14 protein-coding genes are annotated in these 17,642 nt (G+C 32.1%); 1 reads left to right on the top strand and 13 read right to left on the bottom strand.

The features are described 5' to 3' along the window. Positions 1–532, top strand: a 532-nt coding sequence (locus tag I6U51_RS18310) for a hypothetical protein (RefSeq protein WP_211144013.1), incomplete at its 5' end; no start/stop codon positions are given. A gap of 71 nt (positions 533–603) precedes the next feature. On the opposite strand, the gene I6U51_RS18305 is transcribed toward I6U51_RS18310, so the two are convergent. The 13 genes from I6U51_RS18305 to pheT form a co-directional block, all read right to left on the bottom strand. Continuing rightward, positions 604–1,065, bottom strand: coding sequence for a 2-thiouracil desulfurase family protein (locus I6U51_RS18305; RefSeq protein ID WP_211144012.1), 462 nt, complete (start codon positions 1,063–1,065; stop codon positions 604–606). A gap of 327 nt (positions 1,066–1,392) precedes the next feature. After that, a complete protein-coding gene (locus tag I6U51_RS18300; protein ID WP_211144011.1) occupies positions 1,393–3,753 on the bottom strand; it encodes an endonuclease MutS2 in 2,361 nt (786 codons plus the stop codon). Next, complete coding sequence (locus I6U51_RS18295; RefSeq protein WP_211144010.1) at positions 3,754–6,189, bottom strand: U32 family peptidase; 2,436 nt, start codon at positions 6,187–6,189, stop codon at positions 3,754–3,756. A gap of 190 nt (positions 6,190–6,379) precedes the next feature. Further along, positions 6,380–7,255, bottom strand: a complete 876-nt coding sequence (locus I6U51_RS18290; RefSeq protein WP_211144009.1) for a glycosyltransferase family 2 protein — start codon at positions 7,253–7,255, stop codon at positions 6,380–6,382. 4 nt (positions 7,256–7,259) lie between these two features. Beyond that, positions 7,260–8,288, bottom strand: a complete 1,029-nt coding sequence (locus I6U51_RS18285) for a glycosyltransferase family 4 protein (RefSeq protein ID WP_211144008.1) — start codon at positions 8,286–8,288, stop codon at positions 7,260–7,262. A 196-nt stretch (positions 8,289–8,484) separates the two neighbouring features. Then, positions 8,485–9,156, bottom strand: a complete 672-nt coding sequence (locus I6U51_RS18280) for a galactosyltransferase-related protein (RefSeq protein WP_211144007.1) — start codon at positions 9,154–9,156, stop codon at positions 8,485–8,487. A 15-nt stretch (positions 9,157–9,171) separates the two neighbouring features. Beyond that, positions 9,172–10,011, bottom strand: coding sequence for an alpha-1,2-fucosyltransferase (locus I6U51_RS18275; RefSeq protein WP_211144006.1), 840 nt, complete (start codon positions 10,009–10,011; stop codon positions 9,172–9,174). A gap of 33 nt (positions 10,012–10,044) precedes the next feature. Then, entirely contained in the window at positions 10,045–10,980 is a 936-nt protein-coding gene (gene fcl, locus I6U51_RS18270; protein WP_211144005.1) for a GDP-L-fucose synthase, read from the bottom strand. Between the two features lie 189 nt (positions 10,981–11,169). Next, a complete protein-coding gene (gmd, locus tag I6U51_RS18265) occupies positions 11,170–12,234 on the bottom strand; it encodes a GDP-mannose 4,6-dehydratase (protein ID WP_211144004.1) in 1,065 nt (354 codons plus the stop codon). Between the two features lie 84 nt (positions 12,235–12,318). Beyond that, positions 12,319–12,924, bottom strand: a complete 606-nt coding sequence (locus tag I6U51_RS18260) for a glycosyltransferase family 32 protein (protein WP_211144003.1) — start codon at positions 12,922–12,924, stop codon at positions 12,319–12,321. Between the two features lie 285 nt (positions 12,925–13,209). Next, positions 13,210–14,349 (bottom strand): aminotransferase class V-fold PLP-dependent enzyme, encoded by a 1,140-nt coding sequence (locus tag I6U51_RS18255; protein WP_211144002.1) that lies wholly within the window; start codon positions 14,347–14,349, stop codon positions 13,210–13,212. Positions 14,350–14,456: 107 nt separating this feature from the next. Beyond that, positions 14,457–15,056, bottom strand: a complete 600-nt coding sequence (locus I6U51_RS18250) for a cell division protein ZapA (protein WP_211144001.1) — start codon at positions 15,054–15,056, stop codon at positions 14,457–14,459. A gap of 176 nt (positions 15,057–15,232) precedes the next feature. Next, positions 15,233–17,614 carry a phenylalanine--tRNA ligase subunit beta gene (gene pheT, locus I6U51_RS18245; protein WP_211144000.1) on the bottom strand — a complete coding sequence of 794 codons (2,382 nt, stop codon included), beginning with the start codon at positions 17,612–17,614 and terminating at the stop codon, positions 15,233–15,235. Positions 17,615–17,642 lie beyond the last annotated feature (28 nt).

The raw sequence follows: 17,642 nt of genomic DNA, 5'->3' as shown, positions 1-17,642 counted from the left end.
AGCGCCAACAACGCCAGCACCAACGACACCAGCACCAACAACGCCAGCGCCTACTACTCCGGCACCTACTACACCAGCGCCAACGACACCAGCACCTACTACACCAGCGCCAACGACACCAGCACCTACTACACCGGCGCCAACAACGCCAGCACCTACTACACCAGCGCCTACACCAACTCCTTGCCCATGTTGTTTCGCAACACAAGCGCCAGTTAGCTTTGCTAAATGTCAATTAACAGCTACTGAAACTATAACTACAACAATTACCTGTGTAGGAAGATTTTTAGATATTGATGTTATTTTAACAAATGTTTGCCCTAATAAGGTTGTTGATATTGGTGTGCTAGTTTTTGAAAATGATAAACTAATTGCTTTTAAGGTTTGCACATTCTTTACTGATTCTTCTGGAGATGCTTGCATAGCAGCTGTAAACGCTGGAAAATTCTGCTTTGTATTTGAAGAACCAACAGCATGTCCACCAGCTCGTACTTTTACAGTAAAAGTTGTCGCTAACTATATAGAAAATTAAATATCCAATAAAAATTAGGTGCTTCAATTCATTTGAAGCACCCTTTTAAATATTTAATGCAATTCTTTTATTTATTTCATAATATCTTCTAGGTTATCTTCCTCCGTATAAACCTTAATTCCATTTCTCTCTAAAAGTTCAGCTGTAACACCATTGCCATCAATTTTGTTTCCATCAAAGCTTCCATCATAAATCTTTCCGTGTCCACAGGAGGGGCTTCTAGCCTTTAGTATGGCTACCTTTGCGCCACATTCTTTAGTTATTTTAAGAGTTTCATAAGCTCCTTTTAGAAATTCCTCAGTTGCATCATCACCTTCTGGTCCAACTACTCTTGCCTTCCCATCTAATACATCTGCTCCTGTAGCTTTAGATATTTCATGTGCTGCCCTTGGAGTACTCTGTCCTCCAAGTTGCTCTGGGCAAACTGGTATAGCCTTACCCTCTCTCAAAAGCTTTAGAATCCTCTCATCAAGATTATTTGCACCATTATACTTAGTATTAATTCCACATAAACAAGCACTTACTATAATCATTAAATCACCCCTACTTATCTTTAATTCATAATTTTTTAGAGGACAGAGGACAATTGACAGATGACAGTGAAGGAGGATTTTTCTCCGCTTCACTACGAAAAATCTTTAATTTATATAGAAGTTCCTGCTCTTTTGTTTCGCAGGAGTACTCTCTGCTTAAGCGATGTTTTGCATTAGCAAAACAAGCCTAAAAAAATATAATAGTTTTCTGACGTAAGGAAGAAAACTCACCATCACTGTCCTCTGTCCTTTGTCAACTGTCCTCAAATAAAAATTTTGTGTCGCAAAATTCTTACTTTATGAATTGAAGCTACTTATATATAAATTTTATTTTAACTCTACAACTGTAACTCCAGTTCCACCTTCACCATACTCTCCAAGCCTATATCTCTTAACATGTGAATGTCTCTTCAACATATCATTAATGGCATTTCTAAGTACTCCAGTTCCTTTTCCATGGATAATACTCACTTCTGCAAGTCCACCCATATAAGCATCATCTAAATACTTATCTGCAGTATAAACCGCTTCCATGGAATCCATACCTCTTAAATCCACAGAACTTGGAACTGATCTTAAATTTAATTTAGCTTCTCTTTTAGCAATTTTCTTTTCTTCTTTAGATGCTCCTTTTGAAGCTCTTAAATCCTTAAGCTTAACACTTATTTTCATAATTCCAGCCTGAACCTGTACTTCACCTTTATTATCTGGTTTAGACAAAACAATAACCTTTTGATTTAAAGAAGGTAAAAAAACTTCCTGCCCTTCCTTAACATCTTTAAGCTCTTCCCCATTATCCTCTTTAACTTTGTTTGCCTTTTCTTCAGCCTTTTCAAGTTTTTCTTTAAGCTTTCTTCTCTCTTCCTCAAGCATTTGCCTTGCATCAGAACTATAGCCCATTTTTTCTAGTTCTCTCATATCCTTAATAATTTTGTCTGCATCTTCTTTTGCTTCTCTTAATATTGACTTTGCCTCTCTTTGTGCTTCAATTATAGCTTTTTCTCTAACATTGTTAAGGCTATACAATTTTTCTTCATATTTTCCCTTAAGCTTTGCAGCTTCAAGCTTTAAAACTTCTGCTTCTCTAGCATAATTTTCAGCTTTAATACTCTTATCCTGTAGACTTTGAATTAAATCTTCAAATTTAAGAGCTTCACTTGCTATACTTTCCTTTGCATCACTTATTATAAAATCAGGAAGTCCTAATCTTCTAGATATCTCAAAGGCATTAGATTTACCTGGTATACCTATTAACAGCCTATAAGTTGGTCTAAGGGTTTCAACATCAAACTCCACAGAGGCATTTTCCACTTCTTCTGTCTTTAAAGCATAGGCTTTAAGCTCACTATAGTGAGTTGTAGCCACTATTCTACATTCTCTCTTTCTTAAATGTTCAAGAATTGATACTGCTAGTGCAGCTCCTTCTGTAGGATCCGTTCCCGCTCCCAATTCATCAAAGAGTATCAATGACTTTTCATCGGCCTTTTCAATTATATTTACTATGTTAGTCATATGAGAAGAAAATGTAGATAAACTCTGCTCAATGCTCTGCTCATCTCCAATATCTGCAAATACCTCTTTAAAAAAGCTTACAGTAGAATGTTCTCTAGCAGGAATCATAAGTCCGCTTAAAGCCATGATATGTAATAGTCCTACAGTTTTCAAGGTTACAGTTTTTCCTCCGGTGTTAGGTCCTGTTATAACTAGGGAAGTAAATTCTCTACCTAAATACATACTCATTGGCACCGCTATTTTTCTATCTATAAGCGGGTGTTTTGCCTCTATAATATCAATTATTCCTTCATCATTTATTGTTGGCGCGTTACAATTTGAAGCGCTAGCATATTTACCTTTTGCAAAGATAAAATCTAATTCCCATATAATATTAGAGTTATTTCTAACTGCGGTTTTATTATCATGTACCTTAGCTGAAAGCTCTGCAAGTATTCTTTCTATCTCTGCCTTTTCCTTAAGCATAAGCTCTTTTATTTCATTATTTAAATTAACAAGGCTCATAGGCTCTATATATAAGGTGGCTCCACTAGAGCTTTGATCATGTACAAGTCCTTGCACTGCCCCTTTATGCTCTGCCTTAACAGGAAGAACATATCTATCCCCTCTCATGGTATATAGATTATCTTGAAGATATTCGGAGTAACTTCTTATAAGAGAGTTAACCTTATCTCTTACAGAGGCATTTTTGTCTTTTAGGGACCTTCTTAAATTATAAAGGGTTGAACTTGCTCTATCTGAGATTTCATCTTCTCCTTCAATAGCTAAAAATATTTCATCTTCTAATTTCTTTAATGGTACAATGCCTTCGCATATATCCTCAATAACTCTGAAAGCTTCTTCCTCTTCCTTATGACTTATATATTCCTTAAATCTTCTTGCAGATCTAAGCATTGCTGCTATTTTCAAAAGCTGTCCTGGCATAAGTGAAGAACCCTTTTCTGCTCTACTTATACCCTCTCTAATATCATAAACACCTTCAAAGGGTGGCGCACCTTTTGTAACAAGTAGTCTCAAAGCTTCCTTTGTCTCTTCTAAATGTTCTCTTGCTTCATATATGTTATCATATGGTTTTAATTCATCTATTAAATCCTTTCCCGCACTAGTAACTGTATATTTTTTAATTTCTTCTTTAATTTTACCAAACTCTAAAATTTTTAAAGACTTTTCGTTCATTTATTCCACTCCTCTTTTGTAATGTCCTCTTGTGAACTTACTAAAGTCATCTTTCCACTCTTCCTTCTTAAATGCTTGTAAAATTCTCTTAGTTTCTTCGTAGTTCTCATCAATAAAATCAACTCTAAAGGAACTTACGTCCATATTCCTTAGCTCTCCCATATTATCAATTAAATTGCTAGGCACATTATTATATATATAGCTTCTACAAAACTTATCAGTACCTAGTATAAACTCTTCCCCCATTCTATCCTTTAGGACAAAGTCTCCTCTTTTACAAGCATTATTACAATTACTAGTGGAACACTTACCTCCGAAAGTACTTCCTATAGGACAATACTCACTTACCATTAATTCAATTTTACCATAAACTAATATTTGTATAGGTAACTTTGCATTTTTAGCAACACTTTTCATTTCCTTTTTATTCAGTTCCACACTTAAGCAGCTTCCAGTAAGAAAATCCTTATAAAAATCCAAAGCCTCGCTGTTAAATATATTTAATTTATAATCTCCTATTATATTAGTTTTACCTCTTAGTCTGCTTATAGCACCTAAATTTGCTGTAATTACACCCTCTATTTTTTCTAAGTTCTCCTCTACTTGTTTAATTAAATGTTCAAATTCTGTTCTTATTATATTAGGTATTTTTATAAATACCTTTTTATTCTTTAATTTATTTAGACAACTAAAATCTAGAAGTCCAAAGGGATTTATCGCAACCGTTGTAAAATCAGATTCTGTAAAGGCTCTAAGCTGCTCTTCATTGCTAACATAAACAACAGTTTCCGGCAACAAAGTATCATTTATTTTTTCTGCTTTACTTTCATGGTTCTTATTTTCATTCTTGATTCCTGCATTAACTTTTTCTAACGTTATGTTTTTATTGTTTTTTGTCAGCACATAGTTATTTAACTTTTCAACTAAATTTCTTCTTACCTCATTTAAGGCAGATATAGGTAAAAATCCATTCTCAAAATCTATAAAACTAATCTCAGTAAATTTAAAAGGAGTATCTCCTGCTTTACTCAAGCTCTCTATAATTCTATCTTTATCTAAAGGCTTTTTTAACGCCTTTTGTACAACTTCTCCTTGAACCTCTAAACTTTCACCTTCACAAGCACAATTCAGAACTATTGGCTCATCTACTTTAAATCTTACTGATAACTTTAAATGAATTTTTCTTTCAAAAGACTTTTTATAAATCTCCTCTAATTCACTTAACAGTTTTACATCAGAAGTTTTGTAGAGCATATCCCCATTTTTATATTGAATTGGCAATATCTTTACCTTATCTCCTGCAGAGGCCTCCTCTACTTCATTTCCATTTTTTATTATCTTGGATACCGTGAAGCCCTCTTCTCCCTTTCTTATACCATCTTTTATAGATATATTCTCTTTTAATATTAGCGTTAAATCCTTCTGAACTTTACCAAGTTCTACCCCAGTATTCTTAGGAAAAGTATATGCCATCATATCCTTCCCTACATTACCAAATAGATATGCCTTTGAAAAACCTTCTCTATTAAAGAGCTGAAGAAGCTTCTTCTTTTCTGATTTAAGATCAATATTTTTTTTGTCCTTTAATTTTTTATAATTGTCTTCCCTATTGTTACCTTTTACTTCTAAACTCTCTTTATTTAGTACATTATCTATAGCCTTTCTATAAGCCTGCACAACTCCTGCCACATACTCTGGCCTCTTCATTCTTCCTTCTATTTTTAAAGAAGCTGTTCCACTTTCTACTATATCTTTTATATCTTCAACCGTACATATATCCTTTGGACTTAACAGATACCCTTTTTTCTCAGTCATAGTTTTTCTATCTATAATAGCATTTGGTAACCTGCAGGACTGAGCGCATCTTCCTCTATTTCCACTTCTCCCACCAATCATGCTGCTCATCAAGCATTGCCCTGAATAGCAGACACAAAGGGCTCCATGTACAAATATCTCTGTTTCTATTTCTAATTCTTTAGATATATGTGTTATTTCCTTTAAAGAAAGTTCTCTAGAAAGAACTATTCTTTTAAAACCTAACTCTCTTAAAAATAAAGCCCCCTCAGCGTTATGTATGGTCATCTGAGTGGAGGCATGTAATTCAAAATCTGGCAAGTTTTTTCTTATTAAATTTGCAAAACCTAAGTCTTGTATTATAAGTGCATCTACCCCTATTTTATATAAAAACTTGGCATATTCTAATGCTTCCTTTGCCTCGTCTTCTTTTAGAATAGTATTTATAGTTACATACATTTTTACATTATATAAATGGCAATATTCTACTGCCTTTATCATATTCTCGTTATCAAAATTTGATGCATATGCTCTAGCAGAAAACTTATTTCCTCCTAAATATACTGCATCTGCTCCCGCCTGCACTGCTGCATGTAAGCTCTCTATACTTCCTGCTGGTGCTAGCAGTTCTATTTTATTCATATATCATCTCTCCTAATATTTTCTTTATTATATCTGTTTTATTATACATTATATTATTCACTTATGAAACTGATTTTAAAACTAAGGCATCTGAAATAAACTAATTTAAACAGGGCGATAATCCTATTAAATAGAATTATTGCCCTGTTTAAATACTACTATATTATTTTACCATAAATACATATTATTTTTAAAACTTAATATTAAACTTTTCTAAAAAATAATTTTCATCATATACTCTTTTATTAAGGTTTTCTTTTCTTTCTTCCATCATAGCCTCATTAAGCATTACCTCTGCAAGGGCTTCTGGAAACCCCGAATAATGCTTATACAAGCCTATAGCCTTAGACAAGTTATCACGATTAAAATGTGAATGCACCATGTATATAAAATTGTGTATGATATTAAAATTAGTTATTTCATAATTGTGTTTAAGCTTATATAAATGCTGCACTTCTACTGAAGAGTCTATTATAACTTTATATCCATACAGCCATAATTTCAGGCAAATTTCTTGATCTTCCATTCCATATACTTTAAAGTGATTTCTAAATCCCTTTACTGCATCAAAAGCATCCTTTTTAACTCCCATAGCACAAGATGCTATAAAAGGTATTTCAGTAACCTCCTTTTCAGGTTTCACAAGCCAGGTAAACTCAAGTTTTTCATTCCAAGTCCCTCCATAACCTCTAGCCTCCGTACCTATAATCTTTATTGTAGGAGTAATGGCGTGGGCATCGTTTTCTTCTAAGGTTTTTACAAGTTCATCGAGCCAATAGTCAGGCACTAAAACATGAGCATCACAAAAGAATAAATACTCCCCTTTAGCCTCCTTAACTCCTAAATTTCTTCCTATTGACATGCCAACACCTTCTGTGCGAATGACTTTTACGTCTTTGTAATCATTTTTACCTATAAAATCACAACAACCATCTGTTGATCCATCATCAATTACAATTACTTCAAAGGAAAGCTTATTTTTTGAATTTAGTATGGAATCTAAAGTCCACTTTATATTATCAATTTCGTTTTTACAAGGAATTATAATTGAAACATCAGGAAGCATAAAGTTATTCCACCTCAATTTTATTTTTTTGTAATGATTTGTAGCTATTAACTACCTTTTCATAACTGTCATACAATGTCCTTATACACTTTTCCCAATTATAGTTTTCCAAAACATAAGCTTTAAGTCTATCATTTTTCTTCTGTTTAATTCCTGCTAGCACCGCATTTTCTATAGTGTTTGTATCATAAGGATTACAGTAAATTGCCATGTCTCCAAAATACTCTTTTGTGCATCCTTCTATAGTAGATACTATATTGCATCCACTAGCTGCTGCCTCCAATGATGATAATCCTGGGGTTTCTACAAAGGATGGTAGTACATGAAGCTTTGAAAATCTATAGGCATTATATATATTGTAGCTATCCATGAAACCTAAATATATAACATTTCTGAACTTCATACATTCACTAAAATATTTCTTATTACTTATATTGCCTATAATTACTAGCTGAATGCCTATATTATTGCATATCTCTGCTAATTTCAGTTGATTTTTTCTCTCTTCTATTTTCCCTACGCACAATATATAGTTATTTAAATTATATCTTTCTTTGAAATTATAAAGAGGTACTTCTTCACTTTCCACCTCTACTCCATTATAAACCACAGTGTATGGAACCCACTTTCCAAATTCTTTTTGTATTAATTCACCTTCTAATTTACTATTAGGATAAATCATCTTACAACCCTTTAGTATTTCTGTTCTATACATTTTACATCTGTCCCACAGCTTAATATTTTCTAAATCATTGATATAGTAATAGTATTTCGTCATATTCCAATATACGGGAGATAAAACTACATTTTTCTTATAGGATTTAGCTATTTTATAATATTTATAGGTTTCTCCTATTATAGTTAAATTAAATAAGTGTACTATATCATAACTAGAATAATCTAATATACCGCCATCATTTATATCTACAGTAACTCCCATCTTCCTTAAATATTCTGCTGTTTTTAAGACCTGCATAGAATCTCCCGCAAAGTTTCTATAATAATCACTTCTTATGCACAGTAGAACCTTCATAATATAAATCCCCCTAAAAGTTACATGCTACCATTATCTTTATGATATTATTATGCTGCTGCGGAATACAATATCACGAATTATCTTAATATTCCTAAAAACACTTTAAACTTTCCCAGCTTAAGGTAACTTCTATGATATCAAAACTTTTTAATAATAGACATCATAGAAGTGAAAAATAGACCTGTTTAACTTTTTATTCCTTTGAAGATGCCTTATATATATGAGAATCTGGACTCAAATAGTGTTTGTCTAATACCTCATGATTGTTGTGATAATTACTAAGTGAAGCTCTAGGATGGTATAAATGCCACATAGAATTTCCGTTTAACCTAGTAAATGGACCACACATATAATATACTGCTAGACTGAAAGCATCATCCTCACATCCCCATCCTTTAAATCTCTCATCAAAACCGCCAACCTTCTCAAAGCAACTTCTTGGGAGAATATTCATCCCTCCCATTGAGCCCGAAAAACTTGAGTAATCAGTGAATTTTGTATCCCTGAGGGTGACATCCGCTTCCTTTTGAAGCAGTATATTCGTTTGTTCTTCATTTAACAAATTTACTGATACATAAGGTATTACCCATGTATGCTTTTTAAGCAATTCAATAGAAGCCTTTATTTGATCTACATCAAATACTATATCTGCATCAGCAATTATAAATATATCTCTAGTTGCTTGCTTTGCTGCATTATTTACAGATGCTGACTTGCAGTAAGGATCAATATCAGAACTTCCTATACACAGTTCTGCATTAGGCATAAGAATTTCATATCTTCTTCTTAACCATTCCCAGTTTCTATGGCGATGCCCTCCATCTGACTTAAAGGGAATCAAAATAGAAATATCTTCATCAAACATAGTTATAACATCCTTTCAAAGCTTTATCCAAGATTCTGGTAATAAATCATCAGTATTTGTATAGGTGCATTTAGACCATCGTTTTGGTGCTATTACGATTTTATCAGCATTTTCCCCAAGCCACGCTCCCCACCAACTAAAAGTGCTGTTTACAATTATATGATGTTTGCATAAGCTCATTAGATTTAAGTCCTCATAATTTTTGTTATCATTATTTATATCTACAAAGGTCATATCATATTTAAGTTTAAAATTTTTCTTTACCCATTGCATATCATCAGAAAAAACAAAAAACTGAGGATTTTTTATTGATGCTGAAATTTTATCAGCAGCATTATAGTGATAATCTAAAGAATAGATTTCATCAACCTTAGCATTATCAATTCCTAAAAAATCTCCCCGTCTAATATGCAGACTTATAGCTTCACAGGATTTAATCTTATTAGTCATTTCAATGTTTTTACTATCTGATTCTTGTTTTAACGAAATTTCTTTTTTAAGAATTTCTTTTACATCCTTAAAATACTTATAACTCTGCCAATAACCAGAAAGATATACATTACCTGAAAAAGCCAACGTTTCTTTATCAAACTCTAGTGATTTTTCCTGAATATATGCACTAATCTCTCTATTTTCATGTCTAATAGTGCTGTTTTTTAATGCTGCTATTTCATTCTCTGAAGCTATATTTTCTACAATATTAAAATACTTTAAGCAATATTTACGATGTTGTTGTATCCTATAGAAAGAAATATCTAGTTTTAATAGTTCATTATTTAATATTGATAACTTTCTTCCTAATGCATATTGATATAGCTGATTTCCTAAACCACCAAATAATTCAACTATAATCATAGAATCTTCTCCTCAAATATATTCTTTTGCTAATTAATTGCTTCGGTAATTTTGAAGAAACCAATTATATAAGTCCTTTATACCAGCCTCTAGCTCTATTTTATATTTCCACCCAAGATTGTTTAGTTTGCTTATATCTAATAATTTTCTTGGTGTACCATCAGGTTTACTTTCATCAAACCTTAATTCACCTTCATATCCAACGATACTTTTTATTAGCAGCGCAAGCTCTTTTATACTTATTTCCTTTCCAGTGCCTATATTTACATGTTCATGTCCATTATATTTTTCCATGAGGTAGACACAAGCATCAGACATATCATCTACATGAAGAAATTCTCTTAAAGGCTTACCGGTTCCCCATATTTCTACAGAGGGCTTGTTATTTGTTTTAGCTTCATGAAATTTTCTTATAAGAGCTGGCATTACATGAGAAGTTTCTAAATCGAAGTTATCATTTGGTCCATAGAGATTAGTCGGCATTACACTTATAAAATTGTCTCCATATTGCTTTTTAAAAAACTCACACATTTTCAATCCACATATCTTAGCTAATGCATACCCCTCATTTGTAGGTTCAAGATAGCCTGAGAGAAGATATTCTTCCTTTATTGGTTGAGAGCACATCTTAGGATATATACATGAGCTTCCTAAAAATAAAAGCTTCTTAACTTTAAAGTCATGAGCTGCTTTTATTACATTACACTCCATCATTAAATTTTCGTAGATAAAATCTGCTGGTGCTTTATCATTTACACCTATTCCGCCAACTTTTGCTGCTGCTAAGAATATATACTCTGGTTTTTTATTTCCAAAAAATTCTCGTACAGCCTCAAAACTCATTAAATCTAATTCCCTGTGACTTTTTCCTATCACATTTTTATAGCCTTTATATTTCAAATTCCTAACTATAGCCGAACCTACAAGCCCTCTATGCCCAGCAACATAAATCTTACTATCTTTATTCATTACATTACTCCTTTATAATAATTGCTCCCTCTCTATAAGACATCTTTGACTTGTCATTTTCTTTCAGATGTCTAAATTAGAATTATAGACAAAATATCTTTAACTCTTATTATAATTTTGAAACTTCAAGTTTTCATAATAGGATTAAAGTATATTGCCTATAATTCTGGAAATTTCTTATAAAATTAGCTACTTATTTGATAAATAGTCTTTTAAATTCATCCCTGCTATCTCTTTTAAATCAGCTTCCACCATCATATGGACTAGAGATTTGAAATCTACTTTTCTCTTCCAACCTAATTCCTTCTCCGCTTTTGATGAATCTCCCAATAGCAGGTCAACCTCAGTAGGTCTAAAATATCTTTCATCTATATCAACAAGAATTTTACCTGTTTTTTTATCTATTCCCTTTTCATCTATGCCATTATTTCTCCACTCTATATCTATGCCTACTTCCCTAAAAGCTAATTCCACAAATTCTCTTACTGTATGCGCTTCCCCTGTAGCAATTACATAATCTCTAGGCTTAATTTGCTGTAGTATCAACCACATGGCTTCAACATAATCTCCTGTATATCCCCAGTCCCTTTTTGCATCAATATTACCTAAAGATAATTTTTCTTGTTTTCCAGCTACTATATTAGCTACCGCTCTAGTTATTTTTCTTGTAACAAATGTTTCTCCTCTTCTTGGTGACTCATGGTTAAATAAGATACCGTTGCAGGCAAATAAATCATAGGCTTCTCTATAATTAACGGTAATCCAATAAGCATATTGTTTTGCCACAGCATAGGGACTTCTTGGATAAAAAGGTGTTTTTTCATTTTGTGGTGCAGTATCCACTAACCCTCCAAAAAGTTCTGAAGTGGATGCTTGATAGAACTTACAATATAAATCGTTTTTCTTTATAGCATCAAGTATTCTAAGTGTACCAATAGCATTTGTATCTGCTGTATATTCTGGGACCTCAAAGGATACCTGAACATGACTTTGTGCTGCTAAATTATATATCTCATCTGGTTCAATTTTTTCCAATAACCTATTTAAATTACTTGAATCTATTAAATCTCCATGATGAAGAAATAATTTTTTGTTTCCTATTTCCGTATTTTCAAGTAAGTGATCTATTCTTCTTGTATTAAAGCTACTTGCTCTCCTTACGATGCCGTGAACTTCATAGTCTTTACTTAACAAAAACTCCGCTAAATAAGAACCATCTTGTCCAGTTATACCTGTTATCAATGCTTTTTTCATATCAATTCACACTCTCTATTATTTAGTTTTCCATAATTCTTATAATAAACTTTGTGAATAGTCTAAACACTTCTTTATATTACATCACAACCAACTTCCAGACCAATGATGAGCTGCATAGGCGCTAGGAAACTTTTCTTCCTTCCTATACTTTTCAGTATACAAATAAGGATAAAATAACTCTGAGCCAAAGATAACAACATCATTCCTTCCCTTTACTTTTTCAGTAAAATACATTGGTCCAACTTGATAATTTATTGGCAAGTTATTGTTTCTTTTAATGGCTTCTGCAGTTCCATCAACTAATTCTTTAAAAAATAAATTTCCGGCATTGCAGCCTAAAATTGAAATGCAGACTACGTTTGGATCTTCCCATGCTGCAAAAGCTGATACATTATTTAATAAAGGTTCTATATTTTTAAAACACTCAAAATCACAGTCTATATATACTCCACCAAAATTATAAAGAATTTCATAACGAGCAATATCTGCTTTTTGAGCTAACTTTTCTGCTTTATCATAACTCTCTTGATTTTTTAACGGTATCATATTGTCCTTAGTCCATAATTTCATTTCCCAATCCGGGTGATTTTTCTTCCACGTTTCTCCATAGTAAATAAATTCATCTGGCATTGGTCCTCCACCAACCCATATACGATGAAAAACCTTTGGTATTAATAACTTAGACATAATTCTTCCTCCAAAGTATTTAAAACATCTTTTTCATTTTGAGAGCATATCCAGTAGCTGATAAAATAACCTGGTATATCTATATAATTCATTAACTCTTTTGCAAAATTACTGCTTCAATAGTCTTTTATAGGAAGAAAAAACTGTAAAAACCAAGTCCCCCAATAAGAAACTATCTAATAGAATAGTATTCATGTTTTAAATAAAGTGTGTCAATATAAATCTAATAAAAATAACACTAGGAAAACAATCTCATTTTCTCCCAGTGTTTAATGCTTTATATATTCATTTGTTCTCATATATGTTTTTAATAGCATCTATTAAACTTTCCACATCTTCATACCCATTGAAATACCCTGGGCTTATTCTTATAGTTCCTTTATTGCAGGTACCCAGTATTCCATGAATTAGAGCTGACGAATGATATCCAGCACTAACCGCAATATCTTTTAAATTTAATAAATATGCTGCTGATGAGCTATCAATGTTATCAATATTTATTGACACTATTGGACATCTATTCTCATAACTATTTGTTCCATATATTTTTATATAGCTTAATCTTTTTAACTCTCTTATCAAATACTCCATTAAGCTTTCCTGATGTTTTTTTATATTATTAATATCAGCTTGCTCAATAAATTTTAATCCTTCACATAATCCTACAATTCCTGGAGTATTCATTGTTCCACATTCAAATTTATCTGGCGAGACATTGGGGTGCCCCATAGAACCAGGACTTATGTTAGTATCTCCATGTTTAAAATAGTCTACGTCAATACCATTTTTAATAAATATACAACCTGTTCCTTGTGGACCAAATAATGCCTTATGTCCTGAAAAAGCTAAAATATCTATATTATCTTTCATTACATCTATTGGTATAAACCCTGCACTTTGAGATGCATCTACAATAAATATAATTCCTGATTTTTTAGCAATACTACCTATTTCATTAATATTTTGAACTGTCCCTAATACATTAGAAGCATGATTTATTATGAATGCCTTAGTGTTCTTTCTAATCTCCTTTTTTAAGTCCCTTATACTTATATAACCGTATTTATTTACACTGAGCAAAGTGACCTGAACTCCCTTTTTATTCAAATAATTCAATGGTCTTAACACTGAATTATGCTCTATTACAGTACTTATAACATGATCTCCTCTTTTTAATATACCTTTTATTCCTATATTAAGAGCTTCTGTAGCATTGCTCGTAAATACAATATCTGAACATCCTGAAGCATTAAATAGTTTGCATATCATTTGTCTTGTTTCCATAATTTTTTCTGCTGTTTTTAAAGCTATATCATACCATGCTTGCCCAGGGTTAGCTGCATAGTTTTTTAAACATCTAGAAATTTCATCATGAACTTTTATTGGCTTTGGAAAGGATGTCGCAGCGTTATCTAAGTAAATCATAGCCTCCTCCTTAACTAATTATTAATATATATGTATTAATAATTAGTTTATTTATTCTAATACAAAAAAATAAAATCCAAACTAATTGAAAACAATTAGTTTGGATTTTATTTTGTACTATCATTTAAAAATGGGTGTTTTTGTTTTTTCTCCTTTGCCAAATTTATTTGATTTTCAACTAATTTATGTTGTAAATCTATTATTTTATATTTGGCAGATTGAAGTTGAAACTTAAATTCTTTATTTTCCGATTTAAGAACTGAGTTTTCCTTCATATGTCTTTGTGCTGTTTCTTGAGTTATCTTTAACTCTTCAGTAAGCTTCTTCACACTTTGCTGCAGTTGTTCTACCTGCTGATTACTTGAATTATTTTTTAACTTTAGTTGAAGCTCAGCATTATATTGCTCCATATGATTGAGCTGCTTTTTTAGGGCTTCCATCTGTTCCACATAACTGTTTTGAACCTTCTCCATTTGGTTTAATTTACCAATAAATTCCTCATATTCTTTTTGCTTTTTAAACATATCATCAACAACATTTACAGCAGAAAGAATTGCTGCTGATGATGTGCTCAATTTTCTATTATTTTCTAGTATATTTTTTACCTTTTTATCTACATAACCGGCTACTTTATGTAAATATTCTTCTCGTTCGTCACCTTTTAAATTATATTCAATGCCATTTATCTTAACTGTTACTATATTCATGTAAACACCCTCTTAGATAATTACTCTTTATTCCAATTTTTTATAATTTTATTCTATCATAAAATCTTAATGTATTAAACAGTTTATTTTTACCTAAGCTTAACAAAAGGTAGTATAATATATTTCTTATATTATACTACCCTTATCATATTAAATAAACCTTTTATCAATTTTTACTATTGTCTATGTTGTGCTCCAAGTCTATTTTCTAAAGTTCTAACTATTTTGTCATAAACCTTATTTACATCAGCATCAGTCAAGGTTCTATTATCTACTCTATAAACCATAGAATAAGCTATACTTTTCTTTCCTTCTGGAATTTGCTCTCCCTTATATACATCGAATAACTTAATGCTTTCTAATATATTTCCACCTTGTTTCCACATCAAATCCTCTATATCCTGCACAAGTACAGCATCATCTACTAAAATTGCCATATCTCTTGTTACAGCTGGGAATTTAGGAAGCGCCTTGTATTTTTTATCTAAATTAGCATTGCTGTATAATACATCAAGGTTAAGTTCTGCAATATAGCATCTTTCTGATACTCCATAGTTTTCTGATACATCTGGATGAACTTCTCCTAATATACCTACAAGATCCTTCTTTATATAAAGTGCTGCTGTTTTTCCAGGATGGAAGCTTGGATTTTCACTTTCTCTTTTAAAGGAAGCCTTATCAATTCCCAGTGTTTCTATTATATTCTCAACTACTCCTTTTATATGGAAATAGTCAACGTCTCCATATAATCCTATAGTTACAATATTTCTTTCTTCAGGAAGCTTACTTAAATCTTCATTTGGAACATAAGCCTTACCTACTTCAAATAATCTTGCATATTCATTATTTCTAGAGTAGTTTCTAGCTAGTGCTTCCATCATAGATGGTATAGTAGTAGTTCTCATTATACTATAATCTTCACCTAATGGATTTTTTATAACTACAGCATTTCTAAAACTACTGTCTTCTGGCAGAAGTATTTTATCGAATACCTTAGGGCTTACAAAAGAATAACTTATAGATTGATTAATACCGCTTCCAATTAACGCTTCCACTACCTTATCATCTAAATGCTGCTTTCTATTTTTTCCGCCTCTTGAACTAACACTTTCTATAAGGGTAGTAGGGATATTATTATATCCATATATTCTCGCTATTTCCTCGGCTATATCTTCTTTTATATTTACATCACATCTAAATGTAGGAACATTAATAGCTAGAGTATCACCATTTATCTCAGTTACTAGTTCTAATCTATCTAGGTAATTTTTCATGTCTTCTTTAGAAATCTCTGTTCCAAGGAACTTGTTCACCCATTTATAATCTACTTCTAGGCTGTGAGGCTGAAGTTTTTCAGGATATATATCAATAGTTCCTTCCATAATTTCTCCTGCGCCTAATTCCTGAACAAGATTACATGCTCTGTCCATAGCAATTTGAGCTAAATTAGGATCTAAATCTTTTTCAAATCTTGAAGAAGCTTCTGTTCTTAATCCTAACTGTTTTGAAGAAACTCTTATATTTGTTCCATCAAAATTAGCACATTCAAATACTACATAAGCAGTATCCTCTTTAACTTCGGAATTTAGACCTCCCATTATTCCCGCAAGTCCTATTGTCTTTTCTCCATCTTTTATATTTAGTACATTTGATGTCAATATTCTTTCTTGCTCATCTAATGTAGTAAACTTTTCTCCATCTTTCGCCCTCTCAACTACTATAGTTTTTGATGTTATTTCTCTAACATCGAAGGCATGCATTGGTTGGCCAAGTTCTAACATAACAAAGTTTGTTATATCTACTATATTATTTATTGGTCTTACTCCAGCTTCTAAAAGTTTATCCTGCATCCAGCCTGGAGATGGTTGTATTTTAACGTTTTTTACCCCTCTAGCCATATATCTTCTACATAGGTCATCTCTTACTTCTACTTTAATCTCATTTTGAATATTATCTTTGCAGACCGCTTTATAGTCTAGCTTAGGCATTTTGTAAGTCTTATTTAGTGTAGCAGCAGTTTCTCTTGCTATTCCAACTACGCTTAGACAATCTGGTCTATTTGATGTTATCTCTAAGTCTATTATTGAACTTGTCATATCTAAAATATCTTTTATATCTTTACCAATAGGAGTATCTTGTGGAAGTATCATGAGTCCATGTACTGGCTCATCTCCAGCTATCCCTAGCTCTTCTTCTGAACAGAACATACCGTTAGAAACAGCTCCTCTAAGCTTTCCTTTTTTTATTTTTAAGCCTCCATGAAGAGTTGAACCATGAAGAGCTGTAGGTACTACATCCTGCTCTTTCATATTTGTTGCCGCTGTAACAATTTGTATAGGTTCACTTTCTCCAATGTCCACCTGACATATAGATAACTTCTCTGCATCTGGATGTTTTTCTATTTTTATTATTTTCCCTGTAACAACATTCTGTATTTCCTCACCTGTTGTAACAACCTCTTCAACCTTTGAGCCACTTAAAGTTAATCTATCTCCTAATTCCTTTGGTGAAATATCTATATCAACATAATCTTTTAACCATTTAACTGGAACCTTCATAATAAAATCCTCCTTTTTAAATTTTAAG

Origin of the sequence: Clostridium aciditolerans, from assembly GCF_016316925.1 — a bacterium.
Lineage (GTDB): Bacteria > Bacillota > Clostridia > Clostridiales > Clostridiaceae > Clostridium_AM > Clostridium_AM aciditolerans.
Note: the sequence above shows the minus strand (reverse complement) of the source record. Positions and strands in the feature narration are given on the sequence as shown.